This is a genomic window from Enterococcus sp. DIV0421 (assembly GCF_051713745.1).
Taxonomy (GTDB): Bacteria; Bacillota; Bacilli; order Lactobacillales; family Enterococcaceae; genus Enterococcus_D; species Enterococcus_D casseliflavus.
In genome coordinates this window covers 1,837,967-1,852,896 of record NZ_JBIOQM010000001.1, presented here as the reverse complement: position 1 = coordinate 1,852,896, position 14,930 = coordinate 1,837,967, and the positions used below count along the sequence as shown (strand labels likewise).

Annotated in this window: 28 protein-coding genes; all 28 read right to left on the bottom strand. The window is 42.3% G+C overall.

Annotated features, from left to right (window positions below; all coding sequences use genetic code 11):
- Positions 1 to 54: 54 nt before the first annotated feature.
- The gene (gene truA, locus IGI96_RS09055) at positions 55 to 801 is read right to left on the bottom strand and encodes a tRNA pseudouridine(38-40) synthase TruA (protein WP_086338947.1); all 747 of its coding nucleotides are present in this window, start codon (positions 799 to 801) and stop codon (positions 55 to 57) included.
- 155 nt (positions 802 to 956) lie between these two features.
- The gene (locus IGI96_RS09050; RefSeq protein WP_005227113.1) at positions 957 to 1,754 is read right to left on the bottom strand and encodes an energy-coupling factor transporter transmembrane component T family protein; all 798 of its coding nucleotides are present in this window, start codon (positions 1,752 to 1,754) and stop codon (positions 957 to 959) included.
- Positions 1,751 to 2,611, bottom strand: a complete 861-nt coding sequence (locus IGI96_RS09045) for an energy-coupling factor ABC transporter ATP-binding protein (protein WP_086338946.1) — start codon at positions 2,609 to 2,611, stop codon at positions 1,751 to 1,753. Before IGI96_RS09045 ends, IGI96_RS09050 begins: the two co-directional genes overlap by 4 nt.
- Positions 2,587 to 3,423 (bottom strand): energy-coupling factor ABC transporter ATP-binding protein, encoded by an 837-nt coding sequence (locus IGI96_RS09040; protein WP_005227109.1) that lies wholly within the window; start codon positions 3,421 to 3,423, stop codon positions 2,587 to 2,589. Before IGI96_RS09040 ends, IGI96_RS09045 begins: the two co-directional genes overlap by 25 nt.
- A gap of 271 nt (positions 3,424 to 3,694) precedes the next feature.
- The gene (gene rplQ, locus IGI96_RS09035; protein ID WP_003128038.1) at positions 3,695 to 4,075 is read right to left on the bottom strand and encodes a 50S ribosomal protein L17; all 381 of its coding nucleotides are present in this window, start codon (positions 4,073 to 4,075) and stop codon (positions 3,695 to 3,697) included.
- Positions 4,076 to 4,145: 70 nt separating this feature from the next.
- Positions 4,146 to 5,084, bottom strand: coding sequence for a DNA-directed RNA polymerase subunit alpha (locus IGI96_RS09030; RefSeq protein WP_008376367.1), 939 nt, complete (start codon positions 5,082 to 5,084; stop codon positions 4,146 to 4,148).
- 79 nt (positions 5,085 to 5,163) lie between these two features.
- Positions 5,164 to 5,553 (bottom strand): 30S ribosomal protein S11, encoded by a 390-nt coding sequence (gene rpsK / locus IGI96_RS09025; RefSeq protein WP_005227104.1) that lies wholly within the window; start codon positions 5,551 to 5,553, stop codon positions 5,164 to 5,166.
- 27 nt (positions 5,554 to 5,580) lie between these two features.
- The gene (gene rpsM, locus IGI96_RS09020) at positions 5,581 to 5,946 is read right to left on the bottom strand and encodes a 30S ribosomal protein S13 (protein WP_005227102.1); all 366 of its coding nucleotides are present in this window, start codon (positions 5,944 to 5,946) and stop codon (positions 5,581 to 5,583) included.
- Positions 5,947 to 5,963: 17 nt separating this feature from the next.
- Complete coding sequence (rpmJ, locus tag IGI96_RS09015) at positions 5,964 to 6,080, bottom strand: 50S ribosomal protein L36 (protein WP_002288710.1); 117 nt, start codon at positions 6,078 to 6,080, stop codon at positions 5,964 to 5,966.
- Between the two features lie 32 nt (positions 6,081 to 6,112).
- A complete protein-coding gene (gene infA, locus IGI96_RS09010) occupies positions 6,113 to 6,331 on the bottom strand; it encodes a translation initiation factor IF-1 (RefSeq protein WP_002288695.1) in 219 nt (72 codons plus the stop codon).
- A 188-nt stretch (positions 6,332 to 6,519) separates the two neighbouring features.
- Complete coding sequence (locus IGI96_RS09005; protein WP_005227100.1) at positions 6,520 to 7,164, bottom strand: adenylate kinase; 645 nt, start codon at positions 7,162 to 7,164, stop codon at positions 6,520 to 6,522.
- A gap of 60 nt (positions 7,165 to 7,224) precedes the next feature.
- Positions 7,225 to 8,520, bottom strand: a complete 1,296-nt coding sequence (secY, locus tag IGI96_RS09000; protein WP_005227099.1) for a preprotein translocase subunit SecY — start codon at positions 8,518 to 8,520, stop codon at positions 7,225 to 7,227.
- Positions 8,520 to 8,960, bottom strand: a complete 441-nt coding sequence (rplO, locus tag IGI96_RS08995) for a 50S ribosomal protein L15 (protein WP_003128016.1) — start codon at positions 8,958 to 8,960, stop codon at positions 8,520 to 8,522. Before rplO ends, secY begins: the two co-directional genes overlap by 1 nt.
- Positions 8,961 to 9,000: 40 nt before the next feature.
- On the bottom strand, positions 9,001 to 9,180 hold the full coding sequence (gene rpmD, locus IGI96_RS08990; RefSeq protein WP_003128015.1) for a 50S ribosomal protein L30: 180 nt from the start codon (positions 9,178 to 9,180) through the stop codon (positions 9,001 to 9,003).
- Positions 9,181 to 9,193: 13 nt separating this feature from the next.
- Positions 9,194 to 9,694 (bottom strand): 30S ribosomal protein S5, encoded by a 501-nt coding sequence (gene rpsE, locus IGI96_RS08985; RefSeq protein ID WP_003128014.1) that lies wholly within the window; start codon positions 9,692 to 9,694, stop codon positions 9,194 to 9,196.
- Positions 9,695 to 9,714: 20 nt separating this feature from the next.
- Positions 9,715 to 10,071 carry a 50S ribosomal protein L18 gene (gene rplR / locus IGI96_RS08980; protein ID WP_005227097.1) on the bottom strand — a complete coding sequence of 119 codons (357 nt, stop codon included), beginning with the start codon at positions 10,069 to 10,071 and terminating at the stop codon, positions 9,715 to 9,717.
- A 57-nt stretch (positions 10,072 to 10,128) separates the two neighbouring features.
- The gene (gene rplF / locus IGI96_RS08975) at positions 10,129 to 10,665 is read right to left on the bottom strand and encodes a 50S ribosomal protein L6 (RefSeq protein WP_005227095.1); all 537 of its coding nucleotides are present in this window, start codon (positions 10,663 to 10,665) and stop codon (positions 10,129 to 10,131) included.
- Positions 10,666 to 10,696: 31 nt separating this feature from the next.
- The gene (rpsH, locus tag IGI96_RS08970; protein WP_005227093.1) at positions 10,697 to 11,095 is read right to left on the bottom strand and encodes a 30S ribosomal protein S8; all 399 of its coding nucleotides are present in this window, start codon (positions 11,093 to 11,095) and stop codon (positions 10,697 to 10,699) included.
- A gap of 32 nt (positions 11,096 to 11,127) precedes the next feature.
- A complete protein-coding gene (locus IGI96_RS08965; protein WP_003128010.1) occupies positions 11,128 to 11,313 on the bottom strand; it encodes a type Z 30S ribosomal protein S14 in 186 nt (61 codons plus the stop codon).
- A gap of 18 nt (positions 11,314 to 11,331) precedes the next feature.
- The gene (gene rplE, locus IGI96_RS08960) at positions 11,332 to 11,871 is read right to left on the bottom strand and encodes a 50S ribosomal protein L5 (protein ID WP_005227088.1); all 540 of its coding nucleotides are present in this window, start codon (positions 11,869 to 11,871) and stop codon (positions 11,332 to 11,334) included.
- A 27-nt stretch (positions 11,872 to 11,898) separates the two neighbouring features.
- On the bottom strand, positions 11,899 to 12,210 hold the full coding sequence (gene rplX, locus IGI96_RS08955) for a 50S ribosomal protein L24 (protein WP_003128007.1): 312 nt from the start codon (positions 12,208 to 12,210) through the stop codon (positions 11,899 to 11,901).
- 35 nt (positions 12,211 to 12,245) lie between these two features.
- Entirely contained in the window at positions 12,246 to 12,614 is a 369-nt protein-coding gene (rplN, locus tag IGI96_RS08950) for a 50S ribosomal protein L14 (RefSeq protein ID WP_003128006.1), read from the bottom strand.
- 60 nt (positions 12,615 to 12,674) lie between these two features.
- Positions 12,675 to 12,941 (bottom strand): 30S ribosomal protein S17, encoded by a 267-nt coding sequence (gene rpsQ / locus IGI96_RS08945; RefSeq protein WP_003128005.1) that lies wholly within the window; start codon positions 12,939 to 12,941, stop codon positions 12,675 to 12,677.
- A gap of 24 nt (positions 12,942 to 12,965) precedes the next feature.
- Positions 12,966 to 13,154: a 50S ribosomal protein L29 gene (gene rpmC, locus IGI96_RS08940; RefSeq protein WP_002288664.1), complete on the bottom strand. Its 189-nt coding sequence runs from the start codon at positions 13,152 to 13,154 to the stop codon at positions 12,966 to 12,968.
- A complete protein-coding gene (gene rplP, locus IGI96_RS08935) occupies positions 13,144 to 13,578 on the bottom strand; it encodes a 50S ribosomal protein L16 (RefSeq protein ID WP_005226918.1) in 435 nt (144 codons plus the stop codon). The genes rpmC and rplP overlap by 11 nt, the downstream gene beginning before the upstream one ends.
- Before the next feature lie 2 nt (positions 13,579 to 13,580).
- Positions 13,581 to 14,237 (bottom strand): 30S ribosomal protein S3, encoded by a 657-nt coding sequence (gene rpsC / locus IGI96_RS08930; protein ID WP_005226916.1) that lies wholly within the window; start codon positions 14,235 to 14,237, stop codon positions 13,581 to 13,583.
- Between the two features lie 13 nt (positions 14,238 to 14,250).
- Entirely contained in the window at positions 14,251 to 14,598 is a 348-nt protein-coding gene (gene rplV, locus IGI96_RS08925; RefSeq protein WP_003127973.1) for a 50S ribosomal protein L22, read from the bottom strand.
- 23 nt (positions 14,599 to 14,621) lie between these two features.
- Positions 14,622 to 14,900, bottom strand: coding sequence for a 30S ribosomal protein S19 (gene rpsS / locus IGI96_RS08920; RefSeq protein WP_005226914.1), 279 nt, complete (start codon positions 14,898 to 14,900; stop codon positions 14,622 to 14,624).
- Positions 14,901 to 14,930: the final 30 nt, after the last annotated feature.

Genomic DNA, 14,930 nt, shown 5'->3' with positions numbered 1-14,930 from the left:
CACAAGCTTTCGTTTTCTCTTTTTGGACAAGAGCAGCGAAGCTTGTGTTTTTCCTTATTCATAGGCAACGTGAACCAAATACAATCCTTCTGGATGAGCTGTGGGTCCTGCCGCATTTCGGTCTTTTTGCGCAATGATTGCAGGAATACTGTCAGGTGCGAGTCGTCCATTGCCGATTTTCAACAATGTGCCCACCATGATTCGGATCATCTTGTACAAAAATCCATCGCCGCGAAAGGTGAAAATCAACTCATCTGCAGCGTCATTGACCGCCATGGACGCCTCATGGATCGTCCGTGTTTTGTCATCGACGGAACTGCCCGTCGCGCAAAAACTGGTAAAGTCATGGGTGCCTAAAAAATCTGGCAACGCTCGTTGGATTTTTTCCAAATCTAGCGGATACGGATAATAGCTGGCATAATGACGGCGGAAAGGACTGCGGGGTTTCCCAATGTCCACTCGAAACTGGTAGGTTTTTTCAACGACTAAGTAGCGGGCATGGAAGGTATCATCAACGATCTCCACCGATTTTACCGCAACATCTTCTGGCGTTTGGGTATCTAAACCAAAGCGCATTTTTTCCAGTGGGCGCTTTTGAGGGAAATCGAAGTGGATCACTTGCCCATGCGCATGGACCCCCGCATCAGTGCGGCCAGAACCATGAATCTGAATCGGCTGCCCATTGTTCATCTTCGTTAATGTCTTTTCAATCTCTTCTTGAACCGTTCGTCCATTGGGTTGACGCTGAAATCCTTGAAAATTCGTGCCATCATAAGCGATCGTCGCTTTATAGCGGACCATTGAATCACCTGTTTCTTTCTATTTTTTCACAAAAAAGCCTATGAGAAAAGTCTGATCGATCGACAGGCCTTTTCGAACCAGCCGCTGGGATCGCCAGCAGCCTCGTTGCTTCGTTAAGAACCTTTCGCGGGTTGACTTCAATCATAGGTCTTCGATTATCCTCGTAAGAACACTAACGCGACTGTAAAGAGCGCAAAAACGATGACAACCAATGTGTCCCGTTGATGCCAGTGCAAAATACGATACTTCGTACGCCCTTCGCCGCCTTGATAGCCTCTGGCTTCCATAGCGGTAGCTAGATCTTCCGCACGGTTAAAGCTGCTGACAAATAAAGGAATCAATAAAGGAACGATCGCCTTCATCTTCTGCAACAGTCCCCCTTCGCCGAAATCGACCCCGCGGGCACGCTGAGCATTCATAATTTTTTCTGTTTCATCCATCAAGGTTGGCACAAAGCGCAACGCGATCGACAGCATCAGTGAGATTTCATGGACAGGGAAACGGATCGCTTTTAAAGGACGCAAAATGTATTCGATCGCATCTGAAAGCTCTAATGGAGGCGTCGTTAACGTCAACAAGGTCGACATGAAAATGATCAAAACAAAACGGCAAAAAATAAAAATCCCGTTTTGGACACCAAATTCTGTGATATTAAAGATCCACCAAGACCAGTAGACGTCGCCGCCGGTAGTAAATAAAATCTGTAACGCCACAGTAAATAAAATCAGCCAAATCAAAGGTCGCACGCCTCGAATAAAGAAGCCAAAATCGATTTTTGAAAAGGAGATACAAAAGAGCGTAAAAGCACCCGCTAATAAATAGCTTTGCCAATTATTCGCCAAAAAGATAATCGCGATAAAATAAAAACTAGCAATCAATTTGACTCGTGGATCTAAACGGTGGATCAAGGAGTCTCCGGGAATAAAACGACCGAAAATCAGTTTATTCATCATGGGCAGTCGCCCCCCTTTGCTACTAAAACATCCGCCAGCTCATCAGCTGTTAGCGGCAACTGCTCAAATGCCAATCCTCTGGCTTGTAGTTGCTCCGCAAATGCGGTTGCTGTCGGTACCCCCAACTGCTTTTCTTGCAGCCAGGCAGTGTCTTGAAACACAACAGACGGCGTGCCTGCTTTGACGAGACGGCCTTTTTCTAACACATAGACATAATCAGCATAGTTTGCCACATCATCCATCAAGTGGGTCACCAAAATGATCGTCATGTTCTTTTCCCGATGCAGGCGATCAAACATTTCCATCATCTCTTTGCGTCCTTGTGGATCTAAGCCAGCTGTCGGCTCGTCTAAGACCAAAACTTCTGGTTCCATAGCCAAGACCCCAGCAATCGCTACACGGCGCATTTGGCCCCCTGAAAGGTCAAATGGTGAACGTTCCAGAAAACTTTCATCTAAACCTACCAATTGAATGTATTCTTGGGCTAAACCTTTGGCTGCTTCTTCGGAGACCCCAAAGTTTTTCGGTCCAAAAGCGATATCTCTCGCAACGGTTTCTTCAAATAATTGGGATTCAGGAAATTGAAAAACGATCCCGACTTTTTTACGTAACGGTTTTAGATTTTTGTTGTCTGTCTCGGGTTTGATGACTCGCTCACCGATCGTGACCGTGCCAGTCGTTGGTTTTAATAATGCATTCAAGTGCTGCAACAACGTAGATTTTCCGCTCCCTGTATGACCGACTAAGGCGGTATAAGAGCCTTCTTTGATCTCTAAATCAATATCGAACAAAACCCGTTGTTCAAACGGAGAATGCGGTTGGTAGGTGAATCCTACTTGTTCAAAACGGATGTCCATAGCCAATCCACCATCCCTTCTTCAGTTAAGTACGCTTGCGGTACCGTGACGCCCCGCTGCTTTAGCGCTGCCTTTAATTTTTCAGGAAATGGCAGATCTAAGCCTAGCTCAATCAGTTCTGGACCTGCAGAAAAAATCTCTGCGGGTGTCCCTTCGCGGACGAGCTCTCCTTGACGCATCACCAGCACCCGATTGGCGTTGGCTGCTTCATCGATATCATGGGTGATCGATAACACGGTCAAATTGTTTTTTTCTTTGATTTTTTTGATCGTTGCGATCACTTCTTCACGACCTTCTGGATCTAGCATACTAGTGGCTTCATCAAGAATGATGATATCTGGGCGCAATGCAACGACGCCAGCAATGGCTACCCGCTGTTTTTGACCACCAGAAAGACGCGCGGGTTCCCGGGTCGCAAACTCGCTCATCCGTACTTGTTCCAGAGCGTCTTTGACACGAACCAGCATTTCTTCTCGCGGGATTCCTTGATTTTCTAAACCGAAAGCCACATCATCTTCCACCGTCGAACCAACGAATTGATTGTCAGGGTTTTGAAAGACCATACCGACCATTTTTCGAATATTCCAGATATTTTCTTCATTCAAAGGCAATTCGCCGACAGAAACACTGCCTTCTTGCGGCAAGATCAAGCCATTGATGGTTTTTGCTAAAGTTGATTTACCAGAGCCGTTATGGCCGATCAACGCCACCCACTCCCCTTTGTTGATGGAAAAGGATACGTTATTTAACGCGGCACGCTCTTCTTCGCTATAACGCACAGTAATAGCATTCAATTCAATGATTGGCTTCATGATAGACTCCTTCATTTGCGATTAATTCTTTCTAACACTACCAAAAAAGTGCACGTTTTTCAATGATTCACGCACGATTTGTCTCCAGATCTTTTTTTCACTTGCCATTACCTGTCTTGACAGGTAATCGAAAGTAAAAAAAAAGCACTTTATGATGAGTGCGTACACCTCGAAATACATCGAGGTGTAGGCGCTGAGCTAGACTCGGAAAGTTTCTTCCAACATCATAACACTCTTAGTAAACATCTATAAAGTGATGATAAGTGTGATTTTAAACAAGTTCTAGGATAACCATTGGTGCAGCATCTCCGCGTCTTGGTTCTGTTTTCAAGATACGAGTATATCCACCTTGGCGATCTGTGTAACGAGGAGCGATATCATTGAATAATTTTTGTAATGCTGATTCAATAACTACTTCTTCGTTTTCTTCACGTACACTTGCAACTTCATTACGAACGAATGCTGCTGCTTGACGACGTGCATGCAAATCACCACGTTTACCTAAAGTGATCATTTTTTCTGCAGTTGAACGAACTTCTTTCGCACGAGCTTCAGTCGTAACGATACGTTCGTTAATGAATAAATCAGTTGTCAAATCACGCAACATCGCTTTACGTTGGCTAGATGTGCGTCCTAGTTTACGATAACTCACGTGGTTTCCCTCCTTCACTTTCGAATGTTGTATCGGTCAGACGAACCGAACTAACGTAATCGAAAACGGTTTAATCGTCTTTACGTAGTCCTAAACCTAAATCATGTAATTTCACTTTGACCTCTTCAAGAGATTTACGGCCTAAGTTTCTTACTTTGATCATTTCTGGTTCAGATTTGTTTGTCAATTCTTGTACAGTATTGATTCCTGCACGTTTTAGACAGTTGTATGAACGAACAGATAAGTCTAATTCTTCGATCGTCATTTCCAACATTTTTTCTTTTTGTGTTTCTTCTTTCTCAACCATGATTTCAGCGTTTTTCGCTTCATCCGTTAGGTTAACAAAGATGTCTAAATGTTCAGTCATGATCTTCGCAGACAAACTCATTGCTTCCAATGGTTCGATTGAGCCATCAGTCCATATTTCCATCGTTAATTTGTCGAAATCATCCCGACGACCGACACGTGTGTTTTCTACTTGGTAGTTGACACGACGTACTGGTGTATAGATTGAATCGACTGGAAGAACGCCGATCGGCATGTCTTCTTTTTTGTTTTCGTCCGCTTGAACGTAGCCGCGGCCAGGTTTCACTGTTAAGCGAGCATGGAACGTAGCACCTTCAGAAACGGTACAGATATACATATCTTTGTTAAGGATTTCTACATCACTATCAACGATGATATCGCCAGCAGTTACTGTAGCAGGTCCTGAAATATCAATTTCAAGGGTCTTTTCTTCATCCCCGTACATTTTCAATGCAAGACCTTTAATATTCAAGATGATTTGAGCAACGTCTTCCCGAACACCCTTAACAGTTGAGAATTCGTGTAAAACTCCATCGATTTGAATATTGGTGATTGCCGCACCAGGTAAAGAAGATAATAAAATACGACGTAGGGAATTTCCTAGTGTAGTTCCGTAGCCTCTTTCAAGAGGTTCCACGATGAACTTGCCATAATCTTTGTCTTCATCAATCTTTGCGATTCTTGGTTTTTCGAATTCAATCATTCTTATCTATTACCCCTTTCAAAACGAAAAGTGTCTTGTTCAATGACGTATTTGTTACACTCAAAATGAGCAGCACTCATTAAACACGACGGCGTTTTGGAGGGCGGCATCCATTATGAGGGACTGGAGTCACGTCACGGATCGCACTCACTTCCAAACCTGCTGCTTGTAATGAACGAATTGCTGCTTCACGTCCAGAACCAGGTCCTTTAACTGTTACTTCAACAGTTCTTAATCCGTGTTCCATTGCTGCTTTGGTAGCTGTTTCTGCTGCCATTTGAGCGGCAAAAGGAGTAGATTTTTTGCTTCCTTTGAAACCTAATGAACCAGCTGATGACCATGCTAATGCATTACCATGAGTATCAGTGATCATTACGATTGTATTATTGAATGTTGAGTGAATATGTGCAATACCCGCTTCAATATTCTTTTTCACACGGCGTTTACGACTCACTTTTTTTGCTGCCATGAAGTTTTAACCTCCTTCACTTAGGAATTATTTTTTCTTGCCTGCGACTGTTTTAGACGGGCCTTTACGAGTACGTGCATTGTTTTTCGTGTTTTGTCCACGAACTGGCAATCCACGGCGATGACGGATTCCACGGTAAGAACCGATTTCCATCAATCGTTTGATGTTTAAGTTCACTTCACGACGAAGGTCACCTTCAACTTTTAATTTATCAACTTCCGCACGGATAGCATCTGTTTGTTCATTCGTTAAATCACGAACGCGAACTTCTTCAGACACGCCAGCGTCAGCTAAAATTTGTTTTGCAGTCGTGTTACCAATACCATAGATATAAGTAAGTGAAACGACCACACGTTTATCACGAGGAATATCTACTCCTGCAATACGAGCCATATTTGTTACACCTCCGATTATCCTTGACGTTGTTTATGTTTTGGATTTGCTGGGCAAATCACCATAACGCGTCCTTTACGACGAATTACTTTACAATGTTCGCACATTGGTTTTACTGATGGTCTTACTTTCATGATAATACCTCCTGTGGTTTTACGGAGTACAATTATTTAAAGCGATAAGTAATGCGGCCACGGTTCAGATCATACGGGGATAATTCCACCGTCACTTTGTCTCCAGGTAAAATACGAATGTAGTGCATCCGGATCTTACCAGAAACGGTCGCTAGAACTTGGTGTCCGTTTTCCAATTCTACTTTAAACATTGCATTCGGCAAAGTTTCGACGACTGTACCTTCGACTTCAATCATATCTTCTTTTGCCACGCACAGTACCTCCTTGTACTTGTGATTTTCACACGATAAAATGGCGGAAACTCGGTTCCCACCTGATATTCTCAAACTATGCTCCTACTTAATAAAAAGTAGAAGTCGGACTGACATATTCTATCATATCCTGTCAAAGATTTCAAGAGAAAGTTTTAAGCTGCAAGTTGGACTCGGGCAATCTATGATTAGTCAATGATCTTTTGAACATCTTCGAATACAGCGTCGATGTCGCGATCCCCATCAATCGATTGCAATAACCCTTTGTCTTTGTAATAAGTCAAAATTGGTTCACTGCTTTTGATATTGACAGCTAGACGATTTTTGACCGTCTCAGGCTTATCATCTTCACGTTGGTAGAAGTCATGACTTCCACAACGATCACATGTTCCTTCCTCTTTTGGAGGATTGAACAATTTATGATAAGTTGCCCCACAATTGCGGCACATGAAGCGGCCGGCTAAACGTTCTACAAGAACTTCTTCAGGAACATGAATATCAATAACGGCATCAAGTTTTTTGTTAAGGTCAGCTAGCATCTCATCTAACGCTTTTGCTTGATCCAATGTACGAGGAAAACCATCTAATAAGAAACCTTTCTCGGTATCAGGTTCAGCTAAACGTTCTTTAACGATCCCATTTGTAACCTCATCAGGAACTAATGCGCCTTGATCCATGTATGATTTTGCTTTAAGGCCTAGTTCTGTTTCGTTCGCCATCGCAGCCCGAAACATATCGCCTGTTGAAATATGAGGAAGACCGTATTCAGCAACGATACGTTCTGCCTGAGTACCTTTTCCAGCACCAGGTAATCCCATTAAAATGAAGTTCATTCTAATTCCTCCTGTAAGTTTTTGAATAGTGTTGAGGAAATCCTCAACACTTCAATAACTTTAATTGATGAAACCAGTATATTTCCGTTTCAGCATAAGCCCTTCTAACTGCTTGGCAGTATCAAGTGCCACACCGATAATGATCAATAGACTCGTTCCACCTAGACCGATCGATTGCGGTAGATTCCAAGCCATCTGAGCGATGATTGGAAGTAAAGCAACCAATCCTAAAAAGATCGATCCAACCGTGCTTAATCGCATCAACAAACGTGATACATATTCTTCGGTTCCTTTACCAGGACGCACACTCGGAATGTAACTTCCTTGTTTTTGCAAGTTTTCCGCTAATTTCTCAGGGTTTACTTGAACAAATGCGTAGAAGAAAGTAAACGCAACGATCAAGACAGTATAGATGATCGCACCCGGTACAGTGTTGTAACTAAAGATCGTTTGCACCACTTCGTACCAAGTTTCTCCTCTATATGAACTACCTAATGCTTGAATGATCGCATTTGGTGTTGTAATAAAAGAACTGGCAAAGATAACTGGGATAACCCCGGCAGCATTTACTTTCAAAGGAAGGTAACTGCTGGTAGGCGCTCCTGCTACCCGTTTTGTATATTGGATCGGAATCTTGCGTTCTGCTTGTTGAACATACGTTACTAAAGTAATGACGATCAACACAGCGATCACAAGCAGCGCCATAAAGATAGCATTTAGCCAGATATCCGATTGATCCACGTTAATGAAGTAATCTTCAATCAATTCTTTGATGCTTGCTGGTAAGCGTGAAATGATCCCTGCAAAGATGATCATTGACACACCGTTTCCGATACCACGCTCGGTGATCTGCTCTCCTAACCAAGTGACTAACATCGTTCCGGCTGTTAAAATCAGACCGATCACGATATAGGTTGCCATATTAGGATTGTTTACAAACCCGAGTTGAGTGTAATAGTTAAATCCAGCCGTTAATGTCATGGATTGGACAAAGCCCAATACCAACGTCAAGTAACGTGTTGCCTGATTTAGTTTCTTACGACCCACTTCACCTTGTTTCGACCATTCAACAAATTTAGGGACGATATCCATCTGCAACAACTGAATAACAATTGAGGCAGTAATGTAAGGCGAAACCCCCATCGAGAAAATCGAAAATTGTTGCATGGCGCCACCACTTACCAAGTTTAACATGTTTAAAAATGGTAGATCCGCGATGGTATTTAGGCGACTTGCGTCTACGCCTGGCACAGTAATATGTGTTCCCAGACGAAAGACAAACAAGATTAAGACGGTGAACAATATTCTGGATCTAATATCCTTAACCTTAAAGGCATCCTTCAATAGTCTGATCATTAGATCACCTCGATTGATCCACCAGCAGCAACGATTGCTTCTTCAGCTGCTTTTGAGAATTTAGCTGCTTTCACAGTCAATTTCTTCGTTAATTCTCCGTTAGCTAATACTTTGATTCCAGCTTTTTCGTCTTTAACGATTCCAGCTTCGTGTAAAGCAACAGGTGTTACTTCAGCACCGTCTTCAAAGCGGTTCAAGACATCAAGATTGATGACTGCATATTCTTTGCGGTTCACATTTGTAAAGCCACGTTTTGGTAAACGACGGAACAATGGTGTTTGTCCACCTTCGAATCCTAGACGTACTCCGCCGCCTGAACGAGCTTTTTGACCTTTTTGTCCACGTCCAGCTGTTTTACCGTTACCAGATGAAGTTCCTCGACCGACACGGTTACGTACTTGGCGTGAGCCTTCTGATGGTTTTAATTCATGAAGTTTCATAGGTTTGGCACCTCCTTAATCAAACTAGATCTGCTGATCCTTAGACCTCTTCAACGTCCACTAAGTGAGAAACAGTGTTAACCATGCCTTTGATTGCATCATTAGCAGGTTTTACAACTGTTGAATTCAACTTTGTAAGACCTAACGCTTTTACAGTATCACGTTGGTTTTGGGGACGTCCGATAATACTGCGTTTTAAAGTAATTTTCAATTCAGCCATTATAGTGTCCTCCTTAACCGATTAATTCTTCTACTGATTTGCCGCGAAGTGCTGCCACTTCTTCAGCGCGTTTTAATTGTTTTAAACCTTCAACTGTTGCGCGAACAACGTTGATTGGTGTGTTAGAACCTAAAGATTTAGATGTGATATCAGCTACCCCAGCTAATTCCAATACGGCACGAACTGGTCCACCAGCAGCTACCCCAGAACCTTCTACAGCAGGTTTCATAAGGATGCGTCCGCCGCCGAATACACCGATAACTTCGTGAGGGATTGTAGAACCAACCATTGGTACTTCCACCAAGTTTTTCTTCGCGTCTTCGATTGCTTTACGGATTGCTTCTGGTACTTCTTGTGCTTTACCAGTACCGAAACCTACGTGTCCGTTTTTGTCACCGACAACAACTAATGCAGCAAAACGTAGACGACGTCCACCTTTAACAACTTTAGTTACACGGTTGATCGCAACAACGCGGTCTTCTAATTCCAAATGTTTTGGATCAATATAAACCATGAATGGTGTTCCTCCTTCTCTTAAAATTCCAGTCCATTTTCGCGAGCTGCTTCAGCTAAAGCTGCTACACGGCCATGGTAAAGGTATCCACCACGGTCAAAGACTACTACTTTAATACCTTTTGCTGCTGCACGTTCTGCGACTAATTTACCGACAGCTTGTGCTTGTTCAGTTTTTGTTGCACCTGAAACTTCTTTGTCTAAGGCAGAGGCACTTGCTAGCGTCACACCCGCTACGTCATCAATTACTTGTGCGTAGATGTTTTTGTTCGAACGGAACACGTTTAAGCGTGGGCACTCAGCAGTACCAGAGATTTTGTTACGTACACGACGATGTCTTTTCTGACGTGTCTTGTTTTTATCTGGTTTTGTAATCACAATTTGTCACCTCTTTTAATTTTGCTAGCCTAAGCTGCTAGTCGTAAAGAATTACGACTATTTACCAGTTTTACCTTCTTTACGGCGTACAAATTCGCCAACATAACGAATTCCTTTGCCTTTATAAGGTTCTGGAGGACGAACGCCACGGATATTGGCAGCCAATTCGCCAACGACTTCTTTATCTGATCCTTTAACGATCACAGAAGTGTTTGAAGGAACTTCGATTTCGATTCCAGCTGGCGCTTCGATTTCAACTGGATGAGAGTAACCAACGTTCAATACAAGTTTTTTCCCTTGTAATTGAGCACGGTACCCAACCCCGATTAATTCTAACGCTTTTTGGAAACCTTCAGAAACACCAACAACCATGTTGTTGAAGTTTGCACGGGTAGTTCCGTGGATAGTTTTCATTTCTTTACTATCATTTGGACGAGTGAATGTTACTTCGTTTCCTTCGATATTCATTGTGATATCAGAAGAGAAAGTACGTGTTAATTCACCTTTAGGTCCTTTAACTGTAATGTCGTTTCCGTTTTGCTTGATTTCAACACCAGCAGGAAGAACGACGATCTTATTACCGATACGACTCACTTAGAGGCACCTCCTTGTGGAATATTTTAAATTACCATACATAAGCGACTACTTCGCCGCCAACATTTTTTGCTCTAGCTTCTTTGTCAGTGATTACACCGTCAGAAGTTGAGATAATCGCGATTCCTAGACCATTCAATACTTTTGGTACTTCGTCAGCTTTGACATAAGCACGCAAGCCTGGTTTAGAGATACGTTTTAAGTTTGTGATAACACGTTCACCGTTTTTACCGTATTTAAGAAATACGCGGATCACGCCTTGTTTGTCATCTTCAATGTATTCAACATCGCGGACGAAACCTTCACGTTTCAAGATTTCAGCGATATCACGTTTGATTTTTGAAGCAGGTACTTCTAGGCTTTCGTGTTTAACCATGTTTGCGTTACGCACGCGCGTTAGAAAATCTGCAATTGGATCTGTCATGACCATGGGATAATTTACCTCCTTTATGCGAGTATAGTTTACCAGCTAGCTTTCTTCACGCCGGGAATTTGTCCTTTATAGGCAAGTTCGCGGAAGCAAATACGGCAAAGATGAAATTTACGATAAACTGAATGTGGACGTCCGCAACGTTCACAACGAGTGTATTCTTGCGTTGAGAATTTAGCAGGGCGTTTGTTTTTAGCAATCATTGATTTTTTAGCCACGTAGTTCGCCTCCTTTTTTTATTTTTGGAATGGCATGCCTAATTGTGTCAACAATTCACGAGATTCTTCATCTGTGTTTGCTGTTGTTACAATCACGATATCCATACCACGTACTTTGTCGATCAAATCATAATCTACTTCAGGGAAAATCAATTGTTCTTTGATACCTAAAGTGTAGTTTCCGCGTCCGTCGAACGCTTTTTTGCTCACACCGTGGAAGTCACGGACACGTGGCAATGACACACTTACTAGTTTATCTAAGAATTCATACATTCTTTCGCCGCGTAGTGTTACTTTCGCACCGATTGGCATTCCTTCACGTAAACGGAATCCTGCGATAGATTTTTTCGCTTTTGTGATCAATGGTTTTTGACCTGAGATCAATTGTAATTCTTCAACAGCTTTGTCTAAGTTTTTAGCATTAGAAACAGCGTCACCGACACCCATGTTGATAACGATTTTATCAACTTTTGGTGCTTCCATGATTGAGCTGTAGTTAAATTTGTCCATTAATGATGGGACAACTTCTTTTGAATATTTTTCTTTAAGGCGGTTCATCTGTTAGCCCCTCCTTCCTTCATCAGATTATTTATCAAGAACTTCTCCGGTTTTCTTAGAAACGCGGACTTTTTTGCCGTCAACTTCTTTGTAACCGACACGCGTAGCTTCACCGTTCGATGGATCAACCACCATCACGTTAGAAACATGAATTGGTGCTTCCATTTCAACGATTCCGCCTTGAGGAGCAGTTTGAGAAGGTTTTTGGTGTTTTTTGACAACATTGACACCTTCAACAACGACTTTGTCTTTTTTAGGAAACGCTGCTAGCACAACGCCTTCTTTGTTTTTGTCTTTACCAGTGATAACTTTAACTTTATCGCCTTTTTTAACAAACATGTTTGTTTCGCACCTCCTTTAGATAAGAATCACTATTACAATACTTCTGGTGCTAGGGAAACGATCTTCATAAAGTTGCCTTCACGCAATTCGCGGGCAACTGGGCCAAAGATACGAGTTCCACGAGGGCTCTTATCGTCACGGATAATAACCGCAGCATTTTCATCGAATTTGATGTATGAACCGTCTGTACGACGAGCTCCTGATTTAGTACGAACGATAACGGCTTTAACGACGTCACCTTTTTTGACAACCCCACCTGGCGTTGCTTGTTTAACCGTAGCAACAATCACGTCACCAATATTGGCAGTTTTACGACCAGATCCGCCAAGGACTTTGATCGTTAGAATTTCACGGGCACCTGAGTTGTCCGCCACTCTTAATCGGCTTTCTGCTTGGATCACGATGTGTATCCTCCTTTCAGATTTTGCAATTCACAATCTATATAGGAAAATCTCGTGTGATTAGATAATCACTGCCTTTTCAACAATCTCTACTAGACGGAAACGTTTCGTAGCTGATAATGGACGAGTTTCCATAATTTTCACGATATCGCCAACTTTTGCTTCGTTGTTTTCATCGTGTGCTTTGTATTTCTTAGAATAGTTCAGACGTTTGCCGTAGATAGGGTGGTTTTTCTTTGTTTCAACGACAACAGTGATAGTTTTATCCATTTTGTCTGATACCACGCGACCTTGGTAAACTTTGCGTTGATTTCTTTCTTCAGTCATACGCTAAATGGCCTCCTTCCACTATTACTTAGCTTGTTCACGCAATACTGTTTTAATGCGTGCAATCGATTTACGTACTTCTTTGATACGTGCAGTGTTTTCTAATTGACCTGTTGCTAATTGGAATCTAAGATTGAACAATTCTTCTTTCAATTGTTTTTCTTGATCTAGCATTTCGGCAGTGGTTAATTCTCTGATTTCTTTAACCTTCATTCGATTCACCACCCATTTCCTCACGTTTTACGATCTTCGTTTTCACTGGTAATTTGTGAGAAGCAAGACGTAACGCTTCGCGCGCAACTTCTTCAGGTACACCGGCAATTTCAAACATGATTTTACCACGTTTAACTGGTGATACCCATCCTTCAGGAGCCCCTTTACCAGAACCCATACGTACCCCGATAGCTTTGGCAGTATAAGATTTGTGAGGGAAAATTTTGATCCATACTTTCCCGCCACGTTTCATATAACGAGTCATTGCGATACGGGCAGCTTCGATTTGACGGTTTGTGATCCAGTGTGATTCAACAGCTTGTAAGCCGTATTCACCGAATGCTACTTCTTTTCCGCCTTTCGCTTCGCCACGCATTTTTCCGCGGAACTCACGACGGTGTTTTACACGTTTAGGTACTAACATGTTTATTTCCCTCCTTTCTCAGTGTTCTTTTTAGTTGGAAGAACTTCTCCACGATAAATCCACACTTTAACTCCTAGTTTTCCGTATGTTGTATCTGCTTCTTCCCATGCGTAATCAATGTCCGCACGTAATGTATGAAGTGGAACGGTTCCTTCTGAGTAACCTTCTGAACGAGCGATATCCGCACCATTTAGACGGCCAGAAACTTGTGTTTTGATTCCTTTAGCGCCAGAACGCATTGTGCGTTGGATCGCTTGTTTTTGAGCACGACGGAAAGCAACACGGTTCTCTAATTGACGTGCGATTCCTTCGCCTACTAATTTAGCATCTAAATCTGGTTTTTTGATTTCAACGATGTTGATGTGAACTCGTTTGCCAGTTAGGCTATTTAATTCTTTTCTTAGGTTTTCGACTTCAGATCCGCCTTTACCGATAACCATACCTGGTTTAGCTGTGTGGATTGAAATATTCACGCGGTTTGCTGCACGCTCGATCTCAACTGTAGACACAGCGGCATCAGCAAGTTTAGATGCGATAAATTTACGGATTTTCAAATCTTCATGTAGAAATTCAGCATACTCTTTTTCAGCATACCATTTAGCATCCCAGTCACGGATGATGCCTACACGCATTCCAATTGGATGTACTTTTTGACCCACTGATTGTCCCTCCTTATTTTTCTGATACGACTACAGTAATATGACTTGTACGTTTGTTGATCGGTGAAGCTGAACCTTTCGCACGTGGACGGAAACGTTTCATCGTTGGTCCTTCGTTTACGAATGCTTCAGAAACAATCAAGTTTTCAACATCTAAGTCAAAATTATTTTCTGCATTGGCAATAGCTGACATCAAGACTTTCTCGATGATTCCAGCTGCTTTGTTTGGTGTGAACTTTAAGATCGCGATTGCTTCAGCAACGCTTTTCCCTCTGATTAAGTCAATAACTAGACGAGATTTACGAGGAGAAACGCGGACTGTTTTAGCAGTTGCTTTCGCTGATGTGATTTGTTCTGCCATTTTTGGATATCCTCCCCTCAAAATTAGCGTCTTGTTTTCTTATCATCGGCAGCATGTCCGCGATAAGTTCTTGTTGGTGCAAATTCACCTAATTTGTGTCCTACCATGTCTTCTTGGATGTAAACTGGTACATGTTTCCGTCCATCATACACAGCAATTGTAAATCCGATAAAATTAGGGAAAATTGTAGAACGACGTGACCAAGTTTTGATCACTTTTTTCTTTTCAGCGCCTTCTTGTGCTTCGACCTTTTTCATCAAATGGTCATCGACAAAAGGTCCTTTTTTCAAACTACGACCCATGGTGTACCTCCTCTCAAAATGTGCGACACA

Bases quoted from the DNA above. Each gene is read 5' to 3' on its own strand.
- IGI96_RS09030 (WP_008376367.1), bottom strand. From the start codon at position 5,084: ATGATTGAATTCGAAAAACCAAGAATCGCAAAGATTGATGAAGACAAA.
- IGI96_RS09045 (WP_086338946.1), bottom strand. From the start codon at position 2,611: ATGGACATCCGTTTTGAACAAGTAGGATTCACCTACCAACCGCATTCT.
- IGI96_RS09040 (WP_005227109.1), bottom strand. From the start codon at position 3,423: ATGAAGCCAATCATTGAATTGAATGCTATTACTGTGCGTTATAGCGAA.
- rpmJ (WP_002288710.1), bottom strand. From the start codon at position 6,080: ATGAAAGTAAGACCATCAGTAAAACCAATGTGCGAACATTGTAAAGTA.
- rpmD (WP_003128015.1), bottom strand. From the start codon at position 9,180: ATGGCTGAATTGAAAATTACTTTAAAACGCAGTATTATCGGACGTCCC.
- truA (WP_086338947.1), bottom strand. From the start codon at position 801: ATGGTCCGCTATAAAGCGACGATCGCTTATGATGGCACGAATTTTCAA.
- secY (WP_005227099.1), bottom strand. From the start codon at position 8,520: ATGATCAGACTATTGAAGGATGCCTTTAAGGTTAAGGATATTAGATCC.
- IGI96_RS09050 (WP_005227113.1), bottom strand. From the start codon at position 1,754: ATGATGAATAAACTGATTTTCGGTCGTTTTATTCCCGGAGACTCCTTG.
- rpsM (WP_005227102.1), bottom strand. From the start codon at position 5,946: ATGGCTCGTATTGCAGGAGTAGATATTCCTCGTGATAAACGTGTGGTC.
- rplO (WP_003128016.1), bottom strand. From the start codon at position 8,960: ATGAAACTTCATGAATTAAAACCATCAGAAGGCTCACGCCAAGTACGT.
- rplE (WP_005227088.1), bottom strand. From the start codon at position 11,871: ATGAACCGCCTTAAAGAAAAATATTCAAAAGAAGTTGTCCCATCATTA.
- rpsQ (WP_003128005.1), bottom strand. From the start codon at position 12,941: ATGACTGAAGAAAGAAATCAACGCAAAGTTTACCAAGGTCGCGTGGTA.
- rpsH (WP_005227093.1), bottom strand. From the start codon at position 11,095: ATGGTCATGACAGATCCAATTGCAGATTTTCTAACGCGCGTGCGTAAC.
- rplV (WP_003127973.1), bottom strand. From the start codon at position 14,598: ATGGCAGAACAAATCACATCAGCGAAAGCAACTGCTAAAACAGTCCGC.
- rpsE (WP_003128014.1), bottom strand. From the start codon at position 9,694: ATGGTTTATATTGATCCAAAACATTTGGAATTAGAAGACCGCGTTGTT.
- rpmC (WP_002288664.1), bottom strand. From the start codon at position 13,154: ATGAAGGTTAAAGAAATCAGAGAATTAACCACTGCCGAAATGCTAGAT.
- rplX (WP_003128007.1), bottom strand. From the start codon at position 12,210: ATGTTTGTTAAAAAAGGCGATAAAGTTAAAGTTATCACTGGTAAAGAC.
- IGI96_RS09005 (WP_005227100.1), bottom strand. From the start codon at position 7,164: ATGAACTTCATTTTAATGGGATTACCTGGTGCTGGAAAAGGTACTCAG.
- rpsK (WP_005227104.1), bottom strand. From the start codon at position 5,553: ATGGCAGCAAAAAAAGTGAGTCGTAAACGCCGTGTGAAAAAGAATATT.
- rpsS (WP_005226914.1), bottom strand. From the start codon at position 14,900: ATGGGTCGTAGTTTGAAAAAAGGACCTTTTGTCGATGACCATTTGATG.
- rplP (WP_005226918.1), bottom strand. From the start codon at position 13,578: ATGTTAGTACCTAAACGTGTAAAACACCGTCGTGAGTTCCGCGGAAAA.